At 64.3% G+C, this 20971-nt stretch carries 10 protein-coding genes; 7 read left to right on the top strand and 3 right to left on the bottom strand.

Annotation, left to right across the window (positions count from 1 at the left end; genetic code table 11):
* The first annotated feature begins 49 nt into the window (after nucleotides 1-49).
* Nucleotides 50-340, top strand: a complete 291-nt coding sequence (locus tag AC3WW4_RS07920; protein WP_488827845.1) for a hypothetical protein — start codon at nucleotides 50-52, stop codon at nucleotides 338-340.
* On the opposite strand, the gene pgeF is transcribed toward AC3WW4_RS07920, so the two are convergent.
* Nucleotides 272-1114 (bottom strand): peptidoglycan editing factor PgeF, encoded by an 843-nt coding sequence (pgeF, locus tag AC3WW4_RS07915; protein ID WP_488827844.1) that lies wholly within the window; start codon nucleotides 1112-1114, stop codon nucleotides 272-274. The genes AC3WW4_RS07920 and pgeF overlap by 69 nt on opposite strands.
* Before the next feature lie 111 nt (nucleotides 1115-1225).
* Between pgeF and AC3WW4_RS07910 the strand changes: the two genes are divergently transcribed.
* The 5 genes from AC3WW4_RS07910 (at nucleotide 1226) to AC3WW4_RS07890 (ending at nucleotide 16122) form a co-directional block, all read left to right on the top strand.
* Nucleotides 1226-1735 (top strand): chorismate--pyruvate lyase family protein, encoded by a 510-nt coding sequence (locus tag AC3WW4_RS07910; protein ID WP_488827843.1) that lies wholly within the window; start codon nucleotides 1226-1228, stop codon nucleotides 1733-1735.
* 62 nt (nucleotides 1736-1797) lie between these two features.
* A complete protein-coding gene (locus AC3WW4_RS07905) occupies nucleotides 1798-2343 on the top strand; it encodes an NUDIX hydrolase (protein ID WP_488827841.1) in 546 nt (181 codons plus the stop codon).
* Between the two features lie 21 nt (nucleotides 2344-2364).
* Entirely contained in the window at nucleotides 2365-4545 is a 2181-nt protein-coding gene (locus AC3WW4_RS07900; RefSeq protein ID WP_488827840.1) for a type I secretion system permease/ATPase, read from the top strand.
* A gap of 19 nt (nucleotides 4546-4564) precedes the next feature.
* A complete protein-coding gene (locus AC3WW4_RS07895; RefSeq protein WP_488827839.1) occupies nucleotides 4565-6007 on the top strand; it encodes an HlyD family type I secretion periplasmic adaptor subunit in 1443 nt (480 codons plus the stop codon).
* A 317-nt stretch (nucleotides 6008-6324) separates the two neighbouring features.
* A complete protein-coding gene (locus tag AC3WW4_RS07890) occupies nucleotides 6325-16122 on the top strand; it encodes a tandem-95 repeat protein (RefSeq protein ID WP_488827838.1) in 9798 nt (3265 codons plus the stop codon).
* A 91-nt stretch (nucleotides 16123-16213) separates the two neighbouring features.
* Here AC3WW4_RS07890 and AC3WW4_RS07885 read toward each other — a convergent pair whose 3' ends face one another.
* Together AC3WW4_RS07885 and AC3WW4_RS07880 are read right to left on the bottom strand one after the other, a co-directional pair.
* Complete coding sequence (locus AC3WW4_RS07885) at nucleotides 16214-18130, bottom strand: bifunctional diguanylate cyclase/phosphodiesterase (RefSeq protein WP_488827837.1); 1917 nt, start codon at nucleotides 18128-18130, stop codon at nucleotides 16214-16216.
* 13 nt (nucleotides 18131-18143) lie between these two features.
* Nucleotides 18144-18779 carry a transglutaminase-like cysteine peptidase gene (locus tag AC3WW4_RS07880; RefSeq protein WP_488827836.1) on the bottom strand — a complete coding sequence of 212 codons (636 nt, stop codon included), beginning with the start codon at nucleotides 18777-18779 and terminating at the stop codon, nucleotides 18144-18146.
* Nucleotides 18780-19054: 275 nt separating this feature from the next.
* Here AC3WW4_RS07880 and AC3WW4_RS07875 point away from each other — a divergent pair, with 275 nt between their 5' ends.
* Complete coding sequence (locus AC3WW4_RS07875; protein WP_488827835.1) at nucleotides 19055-20896, top strand: TolC family outer membrane protein; 1842 nt, start codon at nucleotides 19055-19057, stop codon at nucleotides 20894-20896.
* Nucleotides 20897-20971: the final 75 nt, after the last annotated feature.

Here is a 20971-nt window from a genome sequence, read left to right as displayed (position 1 = left end):
CAGGCACTCTCGTTTACCCTCGGTCTTCCCGTTTTTTTGAGTCGCGCTGATGTGGATTGTTGCAATCGCCTGGATGTATGTGGCCCTGCTGATGGCTTTGGCCGAAGCCACCAGCACCCAAGGCTCGATCCTGGGTGCCGTCATCACTTTCGTGATGTACGGCGTCGGTCCCCTGGCCCTGGTCATGTACCTGATCGGGACGCCCGCCCGTCGGCGCGCACGCCGTGCCGCCGAGGAGGCAGAGTGGCGTGCCCAGCAGGCCGCGGCGGACTCAGCGCAGGCAGATGCTGGCGGCCTGACGTCCGGTGACGGGGTCGCGCCGGAACGAAAAGAACCGTGAAGCATCGCTGACCGTGCAGGCATCGCCGCCGCTGATGTCCTGCACGCCCAGGGTTTGCAGGATGTCGCGGGCCAGGCCCGACAGGTCGGCCAGCCATTTGCCCGGCGTACTGGGGACGAAGCGCGCGTCCACGGCACAGTGATCCGGGTCGCGCCCGAAGCCACGCAGCACATCGGGCCCCACCTCAAAGCGCTCCGGTCCGATACAGGGACCCAGCCAGGCCCGCAACTCGGCCGGGGTGCTGCCGGTGGCCGCGCACAGGGCACGCACCCCCGTGTGCACGATGCCCACGCCCTGCATGGTGCCCGCGCCCGCCAGGCCACGCCAGCCCGCATGCAGCGCAGCCACGCCTCGTCCTCCCGGCGCGGCCAGCAAGATGGGCAGGCAGTCGGCCACCATGACGGTGCAAGCCAGGCCCGGCTCGGTCGTGAAAGCCCCATCCGCCTCAGGCTGTGGGGCGCCCGGCGAGAGGCACACCCGATCAGGTTCAGCCAGGTCAGGTGTGCGGCTCAAGCGCACCACCCGGTTGCCATGCACCTGGGTCAGCCACACGGGATCGGCCTGCATGTGGGTCGCCAGCAGTGCACGGTTGTGGGCCACCGCCATGGGGTCGTCACCGACATGGTCCCCCAGGTTGCACGCGCTGTACGGGGGCTGGCTGACGCCTCCCGCTCGGGCGCTCATGATGGCGCGCAGCGTCTCACCCAGGCTCACTGCCGTCCACCCCGCTGGCAAAGGCGAAGGGCGCGCTGTGGTTTCAACGGTCGAAGACATGGAGGGGTCAGGAAGGGCCGCTATGATCCAGCCCCGATGCTACCCCGCCCTGCCTCCAGCGTTAGTCGTCTGCACCGCCGTCCGTCGTTGTCGCGCCCGCCGCGTGGCTGCGTGTCAGCGTCGCTGCGGCGATGGCTGCAAGCCCCAGGCTCGCTCACGGCCCGTTTGCGAGCCCATGGCACGGTCACGCTCGAGGTCACCCGCCAGGGGCGACAGGTGCTGTGGCCCCAGGAGCGCGAAGCCCTGGGCACCGCAGAAGGTCACGTCCGTGAGGTGGTGCTGCTGATCGATGGGCACCCGGCAGTGTGGGCCCGCAGCGTCACCCCCCTGTCTGCGGTGAAGGGCCCCTGGCAGGCCATGAAAGGCTTGGGCACGCGGCCGCTGGCCGAACTGCTGTTCACGCGCCGCCACGTGCAGCGTGATCCGCTGGTGGGCGAGCGACTGCTCAGGCAGTCAGCCGAACGCCAGCACATCGTGCGCGAATGGCAGCGCGTGGGGATGGCGGCAAGTGGCCCAGCACCGATCTGGTGCCGACGCTCTGTGTTTTGGCGCCGAGGTCAGCCTCTGCAGGTGATGGAGAGTTTTGCCCCCTGGCTCACCCACCTGCTGACAAGCCGCTGAACTGGATGTGAGGCGGCCACCACAGGCCCTGCGCCCGGGGCTTGTTGCCCTACACTGCCAACATGCTGTTTTCACGCCGAATCGAGCACTGTCAGGTCTGTGGCACCCCGGTGGAGCACAAAGTGCCCGCCGACGACAACCGCGAGCGCGCGGTTTGCCCCTCTTGCGGTCACATCCACTACGTCAACCCGCTCAATGTGGTGGGCACCTTGCCTGTGTGGGGTGAACAGGTCTTGCTGTGCAAGCGCAACATTGAACCGCGCAAGGGCTTCTGGACCTTGCCGGCAGGCTTCATGGAACTGGGTGAGACCACCGATGAAGGCGCTGCGCGGGAAACGGATGAAGAAGCCGGTGCCCGCATTGAGATGCAGGGGCTGTACAGCGTGTTGAACGTGGTCACGGCCGGGCAGGTGCATTTTTTCTACCGCGCCCGTCTGCTGGACACCGATTTCGCACCCGGACCTGAAACGATGGAGGCCCGGCTGTTCCACGAACACGAGATTCCCTGGGCTGAACTGGCCTTCAGAACCGTGCGAATGACACTGGAGCGTTATTTCGAAGATCGCAAGCAGGGTCAATTTGACGTTTACTGTGCCGATCTTCGGTGAGTCCGCTTCGCATCTTTCGTCATGAACGCACCTCTGGAAAACGTTGCCCCCTCCCCCAGTGCCTCGCGTGTCCGTGATGATCTGATCAGTCCGGATCCGCTGCTCGACTGCCTGATCGAGGTGGCACGCCTGCATGGCCATGGGGCCACGCGGGCCTCCTTGTCGGCGGGACTGCCGCTGCAGCCCCAAGAACCCCTGCCCTTGGCGCTGGCCGAACGTGCCGCTGCGCGTGCCGGGCTGGCGACGCGGGTGCAGCGCCTGCCCCTGGAGGGCATTGACGCTCTCACCCTGCCCGCCATCCTGATCTTGCGGGACAACAAGGCCTGCGTGCTGCTGAGTCGCGAGGGTGAACAACATTGGCGCGTCCTGCTGCCCGAAACGGGTCAAGGTGCCGTCACGCTGACGACCGAGGCCTTGCAGGCCTGCTTCGCCGGGGTGGTGCTGTTTGCGCGCCCACATTTCCGCTTTGACAAGCGCACGCCCGAGATCAAGGCCACGCGCTCGGGGCACTGGTTCTGGGGCCCGGTGCTGGCGCAGCGCTTTGTGTACCGCGATGTGCTGTGGGCCGCGCTGCTGATCAACCTGTTTGCGCTGGCCTTCCCGATTTTCTCGATGAACGTCTACGACCGCGTGGTGCCGAATCACGCCACCGAGACACTGTGGGTGCTGGCCATTGGCGTGACGCTGGTGTTGGCCAGCGACCTGTTCATCCGCCTGCTGCGCAGCCATTTTGTGGACGAGGCCAGCGCGCGCATTGACGTGCAGATTTCGGCCACGCTGATGGAGCGGGTGCTGGGCATGCGCCTGGAGAACCGTCCGCAGTCGGTGGGCTCCTTTGCAGCCAACCTGCGCGGTTTCGAGCAGGTGCGCGATTTCATCGCCTCCAGCACGGTCACCGCCCTGATCGACCTGCCCTTCGCGCTGTTGTTTGTGGGTGTGATGGCCTGGATCTCACCGTGGCTGGTGCTGCCGGTGATCGGGGTGTTCGTGCTGATCCTGGTGTCGGCTTACGTGTTCCAGCATCGCCTGCATGAGCTGTCGCAAAGCTCCTACCAGGCAGCGGCGCAGCGCAATGCCACCTTGATCGAGAGCCTGACAGGCATCGAGACCATCAAGTCTCAAGGAGCAGAGAGCCTGATCCAGTCCCGCTGGGAGCGGGCCAACCAGTACCTGTCGACGCTGAACGTGAAGATGCGCAGCATGTCGGCCACGGCGATGTATTCCACCGCCACGATGCAGCAGTTTGTCTCGGTGTGCGTGATCCTGATCGGGGTATACCTGATCTCGGAGCGGCAACTCACCATGGGGGGCATGATCGCCGCCACGATGCTGGCCGGACGGGCCCTGGCGCCTGCTGGCCAGATTGTGGGTTTGCTGATGCAGTACCAGGGCGCTCGCACGGCGATGACCTCGCTGGAGCAGATCATGGCGCAGCCGGTGGAGCGACCGGAAGGCAGTCACTTCATCCAGCGCCCCGAGTTCAAGGGCGAGATCGAGTTCCGGCATGTGTCATTTGCCTACCCAGGTCAGCAAGACAACTCGCTCGACGATGTGAGCTTCAAGATCACCCCCGGTGAGCGGGTGGCCTTGATCGGCAAGGTGGGTTCGGGCAAGACGACGCTGCAAAAGCTGATCATGGGGCTGTACCAGCCCAACGCCGGGGCCATCTTGTTCGATGGCATCGACATGCGCCAGCTCGACCCGGCCGATGTGCGACGCAACCTGGGTTGCGTCTCGCAAGACATCACGCTGTTTTACGGCTCGCTGCGCGAGAACATCACCTTCGGCATGCCCCATGCGCGTGACGATGCCATCGTGGCGGCGGCCGAGACGGCTGGCCTGAACGAGTTTGTGCAACGCCACCCGCAAGGTTTTGACCTGCCGGTGGGTGAGCGCGGCGAGTTGCTGTCGGGCGGGCAGCGCCAGGGCGTGGGCATTGCCCGGGCCGTGTTGCACAACGCGCCGCTGCTGCTGCTCGATGAGCCGACCAGCGCGATGGACTTTTCGACGGAGGCCGTGGTGACACAGCGCATGCAGGCCTTCACCGAGGGCAAGACGGTGGTGCTGGTGACGCACCGAACCTCGATGCTGTCTTTCGTGGACCGCGTGATCGTGGTCGACCAGGGCAAGATCGTCGCCGACGGGCCGCGCGAACGCATCATGCAGGCGTTGGCAGCGGGTCGCATCTCGCGCGCAGCCTGATCAGGCCAGGACCACAGCCATGAACACCTTGCTCAAGATGGGCCAGAAACTGGTGGACGCACTGGAGCGCATGCGTCGTCTCCTGGCGCCTTTGACTGACCGCGTGCTGGACCGGCTCGGCGGCGCCCGCGTCACGCCGGAGGTGGCTGCGCAGGCGGGCATGCATGGCTTCGAGGTCGAAGCCGATGCGGTGATGTCACGCCACGCGACCTTCCGCGCGCAAACGCTGGTGCGTTCAGCCCTGCTGGTGACGGCGCTGCTGATCGTGTGGGCGGCGCTGGCCGAGATCGACGAGGTCACCAAGGGCGAGGCCAAGGTGATCCCATCGCGGCAATTGCAGGTGGTGCAGTCGCTGGACGGCGGGGTGGTGTCGCAGATTCTGGTGAAGGAAGGCGATGTGGTCGAAGCCGGCCAGTTGCTGTTGAAGATTGATGAGACCCGTGCCACCTCAGGGGTGCGCGAAAGCGCGGCCCAGGTGTTTGCCTTGCAGGTGAAGCAGGCACGTCTCAAGGCACTGGCCGAAGGCATCGTGTTCACGCCGCCCGCGGTGGCTGCTGACGATGCCGAGGCGCAGCGCATCGTCGATGAGGAACGCCAGTTGTATGACGCGCGCCGCTCGGAACTGGGTGCGCTGATCGGCATCAGTGAGCAGCAATTGGCGCAGCGTCGTCAGGAGCTGAGCGAAGCGCGCTTCAAGCGGGAGTCGGCCGCACGCAGCCTCGACCTGTCGCAACAGGAGCTGAACAAGACCCGCCCACTGCTGGCCACGGGTGCCGTGTCGGAAGTGGACGTGCTGCGACTGGAGCGCGATGTGACGCGCGCACGCGGTGACATGGAGCAGGCGGGCGCGCAGAGTGCCCGCGCCCAGTCCGCCATCCTGGAGGCGACGCGCAAGATTCAGGAGACCGACCTGTCTTTCCGCAACGAGGTGCGCAAGGAGTTGTCGGAGGTGCTGGCCCGCTTGAGCGCCTTGAACGAAGGCGCGGTGGCGCTGGTGGACAAGGTCGACAAGTCGCAGGTGAAATCGCCGGTTCGGGGGCGTGTGCAGCGGCTGCTGGCGAACACCGTGGGCGGGGTGGTCTCGCCCGGCAAGGACATTGTTGAGGTCGTGCCGCTGGACGACGCGCTGGTGCTGGAAGCCAAGATCGAGCCGCGCGACATCGCTTTCATCCACCCGGGGCAAGCGGCCACGGTGAAGTTCAGCGCCTACGATTTTTCGATCTACGGTGGGCTGGATGCGGTGGTGGAGAACATCAGCCCGGACACGGTGACCGACGAGCGCGGACAGAAGACGTTCTATGTGGTGCGGGTGCGCACCAAGGCCGCCAACTTCAGCGAGAAGATGCCCATTTTGCCAGGCATGACGGCCGAGGTGGATGTGCTGACAGGCAAGAAGACGGTGCTGTCTTACCTGCTCAAGCCGGTGCTGAAGGCGCATGCGTATGCGCTGAGGGAACGGTGACGGGAAGTTGAAGGAAGGTGGCGATTGTGCACTGAGCATGCACTCGCCGCAGTCTGCGCATAGGCGCCCCATTGGGGCGCCTTTTGCTTATTTGGTCACAGATCAGGCCCCTTCTGGCCCATCTGCGCCGCAGGCTAACTGTGACGACGAGCTTCGAGACGCTGAAGCCTGGCCGAGCTGAGGTGCAGAGCGCCAAATGCCAAAAAGTGTTGCGTTCGTCATGAACTGCATCACGAATGACCATGGTTGCTAGGGCATACCCACCCCACGAATAAGGTATCCTCAGATTGATACAGATGTAACATTCAGAGGTTCGCATGTCCGTTTCCGCCCCCATTCCTGCAGGTGTCGTCTCCCAGATTGAGGGCTCGGTTCGCGTGATCCGTGCAGGCGGCAAGACAGCCGGCGCCTTGAAGGTGGGAGACACGCTGCAACAGGGAGACGCGGTGATTGCCGCGGTGGGCGCGCGCTTGCAGTTGGAAGACGCCAATGGTCAGATCTGGGAGACGCCTGCGGATGGTTTGCCAGCCGATCAGGCCACGGGTGTGAGTACCAGCGGTAGGCTGCTTGAATCACAGCAGGCGTTGTTGGCACGGGCACAAGGAAGTCTGGATGATGCCGTTGCCCGCCTGGAAACGTCGAGCGACGAAGATGCGCCAGCGGCTGGCTTGGCCGGAGGTGCATCCGGAGCGCTGGCCGAAGGCCTGCGAGTGGGACGCGTGCAGGAAAGCGTCGGAACGCAAGAGTATGCGTATGAGACCGCCGACCTCGGCACAAAGACCGGGCCGCAGGGCGGTGGGGTGATCAATGGCGATGCCGCTGTCAATGCGCCGCCAGTCGTTGACCTGGTCAGCTCGAATCTCGATCCTGTCGCGGGCAATTACGGCGTCAGCACGTCAGAAGATACTGCGGTGTCGGGCAAGGTGGTGGCCACGGATGCCGATGGCGACACGCTGAGCTACGCGGTCGGAACGGGACCTGCCAACGGCAGCGTCACGGTCAACACCGACGGCACCTGGACTTACACCCCGTCGGCCCACTTCAACGGTTCTGACAGTTTCACAGTCACTGTCTCTGACGGTCAGGGGGGCGTGACCACGGCCACCGTCCAGGTCGGCGTCACGCCGGTCAACGATGCACCCGTGGCCCAGGCTGACAGCGCCACGGTCGCCGAAGGCGGCAGTGTGCTCATCAACCTCGCGGGCAACGATGGCGACATCGACAGTGCGCTGGATCTGTCCAGCATCGTCATCACCTCGGCCCCGGCCAATGGCTCAGTCACGGTCAACGCCGATGGCACCGTGAGCTACGCGCACAACGGTTCCGAGACCACCGCTGACAGCTTCAGCTACACCATCCAGGATGCTCAAGGTCTGACCTCGGCACCGGTGAACGTGGCGATCACCATCACCGGCGTCAATGACCTGCCGGTCATCGACCCCACCAGTTCGGGCTTCGACCCGGTGGCCGGCAACTACAGCGCCACCACGCCCGAAGACACGGCCGTGTCAGGCAAGGTCGTGGCCACGGATGCCGATGGCGACACGCTGAGCTACGCGGTCGGAACGGGACCTGCCAACGGCAGCGTCACGGTCAACACCGACGGCACCTGGACCTACACCCCGTCGGCCCACTTCAACGGTTCTGACAGTTTCACAGTCACTGTCTCTGATGGTCAGGGGGGCGTGACCACCGCCACCGTGCAGGTCGGCGTCACACCGGTCAACGATGCACCCGTGGCCCAGGCTGACAGCGCCACGGTTGCCGAAGGCGACAGTGTGCTCATCAACCTCGCGGGCAACGACGGCGACATCGACAGTGCGCTGGATCTGTCCAGCATCGTCATCACCTCGGCCCCGGCCAATGGCAGCGTCACGGTCAACGCCGATGGCACCGTGAGCTACGCGCACAACGGTTCCGAGACGACTGCCGACAGCTTCAGCTACACCATCCAGGATGCTCAAGGTCTGACCTCGGCACCGGTGAACGTGGCGATCACCATCACCGGCGTCAATGACCTGCCGGTCATCGACCCCACCAGTTCGGGCTTCGACCCGGTGGCCGGCAACTACAGTGCCACCACGCCCGAAGACACGGCCGTGTCAGGCAAGGTCGTGGCCACGGATGCCGATGGTGACACGCTGAGCTACGCGGTCGGAACGGGACCTGCCAACGGCAACGTCACGGTCAACACCGATGGCACCTGGACTTACACCCCGTCGACCCACTTCAATGGCAGCGACACCTTCACGGTCACCGTCTCCGACGGTCAGGGCGGTGTGACCACCGCCACCGTGCAGGTCGGCGTCACGCCGGTCAACGATGCACCCGTGGCCCAGGCTGACAGCGCCACGGTCGCCGAAGGCAGCAGTGTGCTCATCAACCTCGCGGGCAACGACGGCGACATCGACAGTGCGCTGGATCTGTCCAGCATCGTCATCACCTCGGCCCCAGCCAATGGCTCAGTCACGGTCAACGCCGATGGCACCGTGAGCTACGCGCACAACGGTTCTGAGACCACCACCGACAGCTTCAGCTACACCATCCGGGATGCTCAAGGTCTGACCTCGGCACCGGTGAACGTGGCGATCACCATCACCGGCGTCAATGACCTGCCGGTCATCGACCCCACCAGCTCGGGCTTCGACCCGGTGGCCGGCAACTACAGTGCCACCACGCCCGAAGACACGGCCGTGTCGGGCAAGGTCGTGGCCACGGATGCCGATGGCGACACCCTCGCCTATGCGCTGGGTTCAGGTCCGGCCAACGGTACGGTCGCAGTCAACACCGATGGCACCTGGACTTACACCCCGTCGGCCCACTTCAACGGTTCTGACAGTTTCACAGTCACTGTCTCTGACGGTCAGGGGGGCGTGACCACGGCCACCGTCCAGGTCGGCGTCACGCCGGTCAACGATGCACCCGTGGCCCAGGCTGACAGCGCCACGGTCGCCGAAGGCGGCAGTGTGCTCATCAACCTCGCGGGCAACGATGGCGACATCGACAGTGCGCTGGATCTGTCCAGCATCGTCATCACCTCGGCCCCGGCCAATGGCTCAGTCACGGTCAACGCCGATGGCACCGTCAGCTACGCGCACAACGGTTCCGAGACCACCGCTGACAGCTTCAGCTACACCATCCAGGATGCTCAAGGTCTGACCTCGGCACCGGTGAACGTGGCGATCACCATCACCGGCGTCAATGACCTGCCGGTCATCGACCCCACCAGTTCGGGCTTCGACCCGGTGGCCGGCAACTACAGCGTCACCACGCCCGAAGACACCGCCGTGTCAGGCAAGGTCGTGGCCACGGATGCCGATGGCGACCCCCTCGCCTACGCGCTGGGCAATGGACCGGCTAACGGCAGCGTCACGGTCAACACCGACGGCACCTGGACTTACACCCCGTCGGCCCACTTCAATGGCAGCGACACCTTCACGGTCACCGTCTCCGACGGACAGGGGGGCGTGACCACCGCCACCGTGCAGGTCGGCGTCACACCGGTCAACGATGCACCCGTGGCCCAGGCTGACAGCGCCACGGTTGCCGAAGGCGACAGTGTGCTCATCAACCTCGCGGGCAACGACGGCGACATCGACAGTGCGCTGGATCTGTCCAGCATTGTCATCACCTCGGCCCCGGCCAATGGCTCAGTCACGGTCAATGCCGATGGCACCGTGAGCTATGCGCACAACGGTTCCGAGACGACTGCCGACAGCTTCAGCTACACCATCCGGGATACTCAAGGTCTGACCTCGGCACCGGTGAACGTGGCGATCACCGTCACCGGCGTCAATGACCTGCCGGTCATCGACCCCACCAGCTCGGGCTTCGACCCGGTGGCCGGCAACTACAGCGCCACCACGCCCGAAGACACGGCCGTGTCAGGCAAGGTCGTGGCCACGGATGCCGATGGTGACACCCTCGCCTATGCGCTGGGTTCAGGTCCTGCCAACGGTACGGTGACGGTCCACACCGACGGCACCTGGACCTACACCCCGTCGGCCCACTTCAACGGTTCTGACAGTTTCACAGTCACTGTCTCTGACGGTCAGGGGGGCGTGACCACCGCCACCGTGCAGGTCGGCGTCACACCGGTCAACGATGCACCCGTGGCCCAGGCTGACAGCGCCACGGTTGCCGAAGGCGGCAGTGTGCTCATCAACCTCGCGGGCAACGACGGCGACATCGACAGTGCGCTGGATCTGTCCAGCATCGTCATCACCTCGGCCCCAGCCAATGGCTCAGTCACGGTCAACGCCGATGGCACCGTGAGCTACGCGCACAACGGTTCTGAGACCACCACCGACAGCTTCAGCTACACCATCCAGGATGCTCAAGGTCTGACCTCGGCACCGGTGAACGTGGCGATCACCGTCACCGGCGTCAATGATGCCCCGGTCATCGACCCCACCAGCTCGGGCTTCGACCCGGTGGCCGGCAACTACAGCGCCACCACGCCCGAAGACACCTCCGTGTCAGGCAAGGTGGTGGCCACGGATGCCGATGGTGACACCCTCGCCTATGCGCTGGGTTCAGGTCCTGCCAACGGTACGGTGACGGTCCACACCGATGGCACCTGGACTTACACCCCGTCGGCCAACTTCAATGGCAGCGACACCTTCACGGTCACCGTCTCCGACGGTCAGGGCGGTGTGACCACCGCCACCGTGCAGGTCGGCGTCACGCCGGTCAACGATGCACCGGTGGCCCAGGCTGACAGCGCCACGGTCGCCGAAGGCAGCAGTGTGCTCATCAACCTCGCGGGCAACGACGGCGACATCGACAGTGCGCTGGATCTGTCCAGCATTGTCATCACCTCGGCACCGGCCAACGGCAGCGTCACGGTCAACGCCGATGGCACCGTGAATTACGCGCACAACGGTTCTGAAACCACCGCTGACAACTTCACGTACACCATCCAGGATGCTCAAGGTCTGACCTCAGCTCCGGTGAACGTGACGATCACCGTCACCGGCGTCAATGACCTGCCGGTCATCGACCCCGCCAGCTCGGGCTTCAACCCGGTGGCCGGCAACTACAGCGCCACCACGCCCGAAGACACCTCCGTGTCAGGCAAGGTGGTGGCCACGGATGCCGATGGTGACACCCTCGCCTATGCGCTGGGTTCAGGTCCTGCCAACGGTACGGTGACGGTCCACACCGATGGCACCTGGACTTACACCCCGTCGGCCCACTTCCATGGCAGCGACACCTTCACCGTCACCGTCTCCGACGGCCAGGGCGGCGTGACCACCGCCACCGTCCAGATTGGCGTCACACCGGTCAACGATGCACCCGTGGCCCAGGCTGACAGCGCCACGGTCACCGAGGGCGGCAGTGTAATCATCCATATTGCCGACAACGACGGTGACATCGACAGTGCGCTGGATCTGTCCAGCATCGTCATCACCTCGGCCCCAGCCAATGGCTCAGTCACGGTCAACGCCGATGGCACCGTGAGCTATGCGCACAACGGTTCTGAAACCACCGCTGACAGCTTCACGTACACCATCCAGGATGCTCAAGGTCTGACCTCGGCACCGGTGAGCGTGGCGATCACCATCACCGGCGTCAATGACCTGCCGGTCATCGACCCCACCAGTTCGGGCTTCGACCCGGTGGCCGGCAACTACAGCGTCACCACGCCCGAAGACACGGCCGTATCGGGCAAGGTGGTGGCCACGGATGCCGATGGTGACACGCTGAGCTACGCGGTCGGAACGGGACCTGCCAACGGCAGCGTCACGGTCAACACCGACGGCACCTGGACCTACACCCCGTCGGCCCACTTCAACGGTTCTGACAGTTTCACAGTCACTGTCTCTGACGGTCAGGGGGGCGTGACCACCGCCACCGTGCAGGTCGGCGTCACACCGGTCAACGATGCACCCGTGGCCCAGGCTGACAGCGCCACGGTTGCCGAAGGCGACAGTGTGCTCATCAACCTCGCGGGCAACGACGGCGACATCGACAGTGCGCTGGATCTGTCCAGCATCGTCATCACCTCGGCCCCGGCCAATGGCTCAGTCACGGTCAACGCCGATGGCACCGTGAGCTATGCGCACAACGGTTCCGAGACGACTGCCGACAGCTTCAGCTACACCATCCAGGATGCTCAAGGTCTGACCTCGGCACCGGTGAACGTGGCGATCACCGTCACCGGCGTCAATGATGCCCCGGTCATCGACCCCACCAGCTCGGGCTTCGACCCGGTGGCCGGCAACTACAGCGCCACCACGCCCGAAGACACGGCCGTGTCAGGCAAGGTGGTGGCCACGGATGCCGATGGTGACACGCTGAGCTACGCGGTCGGAACGGGACCTGCCAACGGCAGCATCACGGTCAACACCGATGGCACCTGGACTTACACCCCGTCGGCCAACTTCAATGGCAGCGACACCTTCACGGTCACCGTCTCCGACGGTCAGGGGGGCGTGACCACCGCCACCGTTCAGGTCGGCGTCACGCCGGTCAACGATGCACCCGTGGCCCAGGCTGACAGCGCCACGGTTGCCGAAGGCGACAGTGTGCTCATCAACCTCGCGGGCAACGACGGCGACATCGACAGTGCGCTGGATCTGTCCAGCATCGTCATCACCTCGGCCCCGGCCAATGGCTCAGTCACGGTCAACGCCGATGGCACCGTGAGCTACGCGCACAACGGTTCCGAGACCACCGCTGACAGCTTCAGCTACACCATCCAGGATGCTCAAGGTCTGACCTCGGCACCGGTGAACGTGGCGATCACCATCACCGGCGTCAATGACCTGCCGGTCATCGACCCCGCCAGCGCGGGCTTCGACCCGGTGGCCGGCAACTACAGTGCCACCACGCCCGAAGACACGGCCGTGTCAGGCAAGGTCGTGGCCACGGATGCCGATGGTGACACGCTGAGCTACGCGGTCGGAACGGGACCTGCCAACGGCAACGTCACGGTCAACACCGATGGCACCTGGACTTACACCCCGTCGGCCAACTTCAATGGCAGCGACACCTTCACGGTCACCGTCTCCGACGGTCAGGGGGGCGTGACCACCGCCACCGTTCAGGTCGGCGTCACGCCGGTCAACGATGCACCGATCACTACTAACCAGTCCAAGACCACCGCTGAAGACACCTCCGTCACCGGCAAGGTCATCGCCACCGATGTCGATGGTGACACCCTCAGTTACAGCGTGCAGTCTGGCGCCGCCCACGGGACAGTGGTGCTCAACCCCACCACGGGTGACTACACCTACACACCGGCGGCCAACTACAACGGCGCTGACAGCTTCGCCGTGCGCGTGAACGACGGCAAGGGTGGCTTTGTCGACAGCATCGTCAACGTCACCGTCACCCCGGTCAATGACGCGCCGGTCGCCAACAACGACAGCCTCACCGCTGTCGAAGACACCGCTGCGACCTACACGGCTGCTCAATTGCTGAGCAACGACACCGATGTCGACAGCACCAACCTGAAGATCGCCAGCGTCACCGCGGGCTCCGGTGGTTCGGTCGTACTCAATGCCGATGGCACCGTGACTTTCACGCCCAACGCCAACTTCAACGGCACGGCCAATTTCACTTACACGGTCACGGACGGTGCGCTGTCGTCATCTCCGGCCACCGTCACGATCGCGGTCAGTCCGGTCAACGATGCACCGGTGGCAGTCGCGAACAAAGCCACCACCGCCGAAGACACCGCGGTCACCGGCAAGGTCATTGCCACCGATGTCGATGGTGACACCCTCAGCTACAGCGTGCAATCTGGCGCCGCCCACGGCACCTTGGTGCTCAACCCCACCACGGGTGACTACACCTACACGCCAGCTGCCAACTACAACGGCGCTGACAGCTTCACCGTGCGTGTGAACGATGGCAAGGGTGGCTTCGTCGACAGCGTCGTCAGCGTCACCGTCACCCCGGTCAACGATGTGCCGATCACTGCCAACCAGTCCAAAACCACCGCTGAAGACACCTCCGTCACCGGCAAGGTTGTTGCCACCGATGTCGATGGTGACGCCCTCAGCTACAGCGTCCAGTCTGGCGCCGCCCACGGCACCGTGGTGCTCAACGGCGCCACGGGTGACTACAGCTACACGCCAGCCGCCAACTACAACGGCACCGACAGCTTCACCGTGCGTGTGAGCGACGGCAAGGGCGGCTTTGTCGACAGCATCGTCAACGTCACGGTCACGCCAGTCAACGACGCACCAGTGGTGGGCACGGCCACGAGCTCGCTCCTCGAAGCCAAGCTCAGCGCAGGCGCCGTCACTCAGACAGGCGCGATCAGCGTGTCCGACGTGGACAATCAACCGCTCACCGTCAAGCTGATCACTCCGAGCACTTCACTGACCTCATCGGGCACCTCCGTCGCCTGGTCCTTGAGCACCGATGGCAAGACCTTGGTCGGCACTGCAGGCAACACCGAAGTGCTGCGCGCCACCATTGACAACCTGGGCAACTACAGCGTCACACTCTCCAAGGCCATCGATCATGCCTCCGTGCAGGGGCAGAACGTCGCGTCCTTCAACATCGGTGTGAGCGCCTCTGACGGTAGCGCGACCACGCTGAGCAACCTCAGTATCAACATCACGGACGACACCCCACAGGCCAGCGCAGTCACCCACAACCTGCGTGTGCGCACAGATGCCATCAATGTGAACGACCTGGATGCAGGTTTCTCCGGGGACACCTACCTCAACGGCACCGGGCAAGTCACAAGAACCAACGTCGACAGCCACGACACCCTCATTGACCAACTGCGTTGGGGCAATGCCGCCACCAACGCTGGTCGCTCAGGCTACGACCTCGTCGACAACGCCAACTTCACCACCAGCACCGGTGCCGCCATCAACACGGGCACGCCGTTCAAGCTCGGGGATTTCACCCACTCCAACTACGGCATCTACAGCGGCAGCTCCACCTTGGACTACACCGACGTCACCATCCGCATGGACGTGGTGATCAATGGCGTCTCCACGCCCGTTGCCTTCACGGTTCGACTGGACCACACAGAGACAACCAACAGCAGTGACGCCATCGCCTCGCGCGACATCATCACCCTGCCGGCTCAAACCGTCAGCGTGCAAATTGCGGGCCAAAGCTACACCGTCAACCTCCTGGGCTTCCAGGACCGATCGGGGAACATCGTCAACACGATCTACACCGACGAAAACACCAACAACAACACCTTCGGCATCTATGCCCAGGTCACGTCGACCCAGGCGCCAGTCCAAGCCAGCGGCGAGCTCCTCAGCCAGGCCGGTGCCGACGGCGCGTACCTGTCCGAACTTGTCATCGACGGCAACCGGTATGCCTACAACACGGCCAACGGCGGCTCGGTGAGCATGGTGTCCGGCATCAACCAAGGCACCTTCTCTACCGCTGAGCAGGTCTTCACCGTGAAGACGGCGTTGGGCGGCACCTTTGTGATCGACCTGGATGACGGCAACTACACCTACACCGCCCCCAGCAACGTCACCACCAGCGCCAGCGATCGCCTGGACTTCACCGTGCGCGATGCGGACGGTGACACCGCCAGCTCATCCGTGGTGGTGAATGTGGCACCCCCAGCCTTGGTCACCCTGAGCAACAGTGGTACGCCATACCAAGGCAGCAGCGATCCCGAAAACATCACGGGCAGCAGCGGCAACGACACCATCTATGGTGGCGGCGGAGCGGACCACATCTCTGGCGGCGGTGGTGCCGACACGATCTACGGCGGCCAGGGCAGCGACGTGCTGACCGGCGGGCAAGGTGCAGACGTCTTTGCCTGGTCCCTCGGCGATGGCGGCACACCCGGCAAGGCCTACCACGACGTCATTGCCGACTTCAGCACAGCCACCCGCTCTGCCGGTGGCGATGTGCTGGACCTGCGCGACCTGCTGCAAGGTGAACTGCATTCCGGTACGAATGCCGGCAACCTGACCGACTTCCTGCGCTTCGAAACCGTTGGTACCAACACCGTGCTGCACATCAGCAGCACGGGCGCCTACGGCTCGGGCTACACGGTAGCCAAGGATGACCAGACCATCACCCTGCAAGGCGTAGACCTCACCAGCAGCAACTCGCTGTCCAACACGCAGATCATTCAGAACCTGCTTACGGCGGGCAAGCTGATCACGGACTGATTCGCTGCAGGCGGACTGCCTCAAGCCCCAACAACAACGGCCCCTGCGGGGGCCGTTGTTCATGGTGCAGCGCCTCGACCGGTCGCTCAGCTCACAACGTCACCACCGGTCCCGTCACACCATCCACTCCGAGCTGATACAACACCGGGATGTCAGCGGCATCACTCACCCCCTCGGCGTAGACCTGCAACCCCAGCCCGTGCAGCATTCCGGCGGTTGCTTGCACAAAGGCGGCACGCGCGCCGTCTTCAGACACGCCCTGAACCACGGACGGATCCAGCTTCACATAGTCAAGCCCGGCCTCGAACAGGAACTCGATGTGCGCCAGACGCTCACCAGCATGTTCCAGCCCAATGCGGACCCCGAAAGGCCTCAACTGCTTGCACAACTCTCGCACCAGCTCGAAGCGCTCCACCGCTGCACCCTCGGCCACCTCCAACCAAAGAAGCCTGGCCTCCTTGGGCGATGCCAACAACAAGGCACGCACACGCGGCACAAAACCGCTGTCCAACAACGAAGCCGGTGACACATTCACCCCCCGCGGCACCTGATCGCGGGCCATGCTCGCCAAGGCCAGACCGACCGCCAACTCGTCAATGTCCGACATCAGCCCCGCACGCAAAGCCATGGGCAGCCAGGTCGAGGCCACTTCATGCCCGCCTCCCGGCTCAAGCTGAATCCGCATCGGACATTCCTGATGCACCAGCTTGCCGTCTCGATTCAACACGGGGTAAGACACCAACTTCACCCGGCGTTCGGCCAAGGCACTTGTCACGCTCTCGCGCCACGCATCCTCACCCATCACCTTCAAGGTCGAACCCTGCGATGGCCCCATTTCCACGGAGAAAGGCCCGCGGGCCTCCGCATGCGCCAGCGCCGAGTCCGCCGCGGCCAACACCTGCGCCGTGCTCATCCCCCGCGTCCACGTCACACCACCGATGGCGAACGATGCGTCCACCCCTGAGGACTGCAATACCTCATGCCAGGCAGCCACATATTGCTCCGGCGTCACCAGGTGCGCCGCATCGGCCCCAAACAGGCACACGGCGAAGTCCCCGCCATTCAAACGACCCACGCTCGCACGCCCCGCAGCCAGTGAAACCGCCTTCAATGAGTTGCCCAAACCTTGCAACAACACATCGGTCTGCTTGTGCCCCACAGCCTGGTTCAAAGCCTGCAGATTGCCCACGCGCAGCAAATACAACACCCCGGCCCCCGCGCCCTCCTCGTCCTGCAAGGCACTCGCAAACTGCGCCATGAAATGCGCGCGGCGCGACAGACCCGTCAGCGGGTCGCAGTGCGCCTGCTTGCGCAGCATCTCCACCTGCGTGGCCTGCTCGTCAAACAACGTCTTCAGGCGCAGCACCACCCCGTTCATGGCCTGAGACAGGCGCGCCAGCTCCGGTACCCGTGGCTCCTTGACCGTGATGAAACGGCGCTCCATCAAGGCTTGCGCCTGGCCCACTGTCGCCTCCAGAGGCTGACGAATGCCCCGCACCCCGAAGGTGGCCAACACGCCGGAGATGCCGCCCAACAAGGCCAGCCATCCCGCCGTCTTGAGCGCCCCTTCCCACAGCTGCGCATGGGCAAACGCAGAGTGGCTCACCACCTCCACCGCCCCCAGCGCGCGCCAGCCATCCGACACCTGCGCCACACCGGGCGTGGACACCACCGGCATCAGGTTCACGAACCACGCCGGCACCGCCGACTGCTTGCCGCCCGCGTCCGACTCGTGATTGAACACCACCTTGCCCGCGCCATCCTTGAGCGTGATCCGCTGGTAGTAGCCCGTGTCGAACATGGCCATCAGCGCCAGCTCCATGGCGGTGGCATCGCCTCTTTGCTGCGACAGGTTCAAGGCCAAGGCTTGTGCGTTGTCGGCATTCTTCATGCGCAACTGCGTCTCCAGATAGCCCTGTGACGAGGCCATCCACACCGCAAAGCTGCCCAAAAACGCCAGCAACAGCGTCCCCAGCAACAACAACCAGATCTGACGAATCAATGACATACCTGCACCATCCTCACCACCAGCCTTCGGCTTTGGCTTTCGTTAACATGTCGCGCCAACGTGACAAACGGGCCGAAGGGTCGCCCGCACTCGACGCCCCCACGCCCTGCCACATGCCTTCGGCGTTGAAACTGAACACCGGTGACAAATCCGGACGGCGCGAGGCCGGGCGGATGTCACCGAGCAAATTGTCCAAAATCAGGGGTTCGGCCAGGGGATCTCGGTAATAGGCCAGCACCATGTGCGCCTGCGTGACCGCGCCAATCTGTGCGCGCACGTACACCAACCTCAGCTTGGCACTGGGCACCCCCGCGGCCATCAAGGCAAAGTACTTGGCCACCGCAAAGTCCTCGCAATCGCCCTGTCCCCGGCTCATCATCTCCAGCGGCGAGGCCCAATAGTCCAGCTGCCCCCAGGTTTCCCGATCCTCCCGGAACTGGATCGCGCGATTGAAGAAGGTGTTGATCCCCTTGAGTCGGGCCGGCTCCTCCAGCGCCTGCGCATCCACGATCTCCTGCGCCAGAACCTGGGCCCGGGCCAAAGCCGATGGTCCCATGCGCTGGGCGTGCGTCAGCATGCGCTCCGCCATCCAGGCATGACTGCCCATGCCGGCCAACACCAAGCCAGCGGCAAGCACGGAAGGACGCACGCTTCGTCGCACGATCGTCCACCAACGATCCCAGCGCCAAAGCGACAGCAAGAATGGAGTCACATGCAAACGGAGAACTCGGCCAGGTTGAGCATCCAAAAACGCTCCCCCTCATTTTGGTGGGGATGGGGCAACGCCCAATGGTGTAAGCGCTTGTAAGCAATAATTGATGCCAGAATGTCCAAATCATGACACAAGCACCCTGGTGTCATGGAGCAGCCAAACCGCCGTATGGGCAGATTGGCGGTGTTTGCGCACGAGAAACCGAGGATTACGTGAACAATAAAACGATCAAGCTGAGCCTGTCTTCCCTGAGTCTGGCCATCCTGTCCGTCACCGCCCACGCACAGAACACGCAACCCACGGGCCTGGCCGCCGCTGTACAACAAGCGATCAACAACAATCCTGAAGTGACGGCGCGCCTGAACGCCTTGCGTGCCGCAGGCAACGAGGTGGATGTGGCCCGCGGCCAGTACCTCCCCAATGTCGACCTCGGCGCCAGCGTCGGTCGCGACAGTGACCGCATCACCTCGCGCAGCCCCACGTCGCAAAGCCTGAGCCGCACCGGTCTGGCCCTGAGCGCCAGCCAGATCCTGTGGGACGGCCTGGCCACCCAAAAGGAAGTCACCCGCCTGGGTCACGCCCGCCTGACACGTTACTTCGAGTTCCTGGGCGCCACCGAAGAGACCGCACTGGAAGCAGCCCGCGCCTACCTCGACGTCGAACGCTACCGTAAATTGGTGAGCCTGGCCGAAGACAACTACGTCCAGCACAAGTACGCCTTTGACCAACTTCAGACCAAGTTCAAGGCCGGCGTCGGCCGCGGTGTCGATGCCGAGCAGGCCAACGCCCGCCTGGCACTGGCCGAGTCCAACCTGACCACCGAGCAAGCCAACCTGCACGATGTCAGCGCGCGCTACCTGCGCATTGTCGGTAACGTGCCTGCCGCATCCGGTGGCAGTGGTGGCGATCTGTCCAAGGGCATCTTGCCCGGCAACGCGGACACCATCAACCAGGCCCTCGCCCAACACCCCAGCATCAGCGCCGCCATTGAGAACCTGCGCGCCGCCCAGGCCCAGGCACAAGGTGCCGAAAGCCGCTACCAGCCCACGGTCGAGGCGCGCGTGCGCACCGGCGTGGGCAAGAACTTCGATGGCGTGCAAAACCAAAAGCGCGACAGCTCGGCTGAAATCCTGCTGAACTGGAACCTCTTCAACGGCGGCAGCGACAAGGCCCGTGTGCGTCAGTACGCTGACCTGCTCAACCAGGCTGCTGACCAACGCGACCGCGCCTGCCGCGATGTGCGCCAGACGGCGGCCATCGCCCACAACGACATCCGCAAGCTGCAAGACCAACTGGTGGCCCTGGACCGCAACGTGCTGGCCATCGAGAAAGCGCGTGACGCCTACCGTCAGCAGTTCGACATCGGTCAACGCAGCCTGCTAGACCTGCTGAACGCTGAAAACGAGCTCTACACCGCCAAGCGCTCCTACGCCAACGCCGAGTCCGATCTGCAACTGGCTTACGCCCGCACCCAGGCCGCCAAGCACAGCCTGACCAGCACCCTGGGCCTGTCTCGCGAGGCCGATGGTGTCGAAGGTGCGCCGCAAGACTGGCAGGCTGCTGACGATGCGGCTCAGCGCTGCCCCGTCACCGCCGTCGACGTGAAAGGCACCAGCCTGAGCGAGCTCGACGCCCGCGCCCGCAAGCTGGCGGTCCCCACCATGGCCGCCGCCGCACCGGTCGTGGCCTCCCCCAGCGCACCGCCTCCCGCCGTCTCACCGGCTGTCGCCACCGTTTCCCAACGCCTGCGCGACTGGGCCGACACCTGGATGGCCAAGGATGTGGATGGCTACCTGGCCTTCTACGCCAAGGACTTTGCCCCCAGCCGCAGCACCTCGGCCAAGTGGATTCAGGAGCGCCGCCGCCTGGTTGGCAAGACCGGCCCGATCGAGCTGACGCTCGACAACATCCAGACGCAGGCTCAAGGTGATGCCGTCGTGACACGCTTCCAGCAGAAGTACAGCTCCAGCAACTACAAGGACGCCAGCGTCAAGGTCCTGACCTGGAAGCAGATCGACGGCAATTGGGTCATCGTCAAGGAAAGCAACCGCTGACGCCCGACTGAACCGGCATCGCCCCACACAAAGCGCCCTCACCAGGGCGCTTTGTCATTCCAGGGCCTGTCAACG

This window comes from Aquabacterium sp. TM01 (assembly GCF_057808345.1).
Note: the sequence above shows the minus strand (reverse complement) of the source record. Positions and strands in the feature narration are given on the sequence as shown.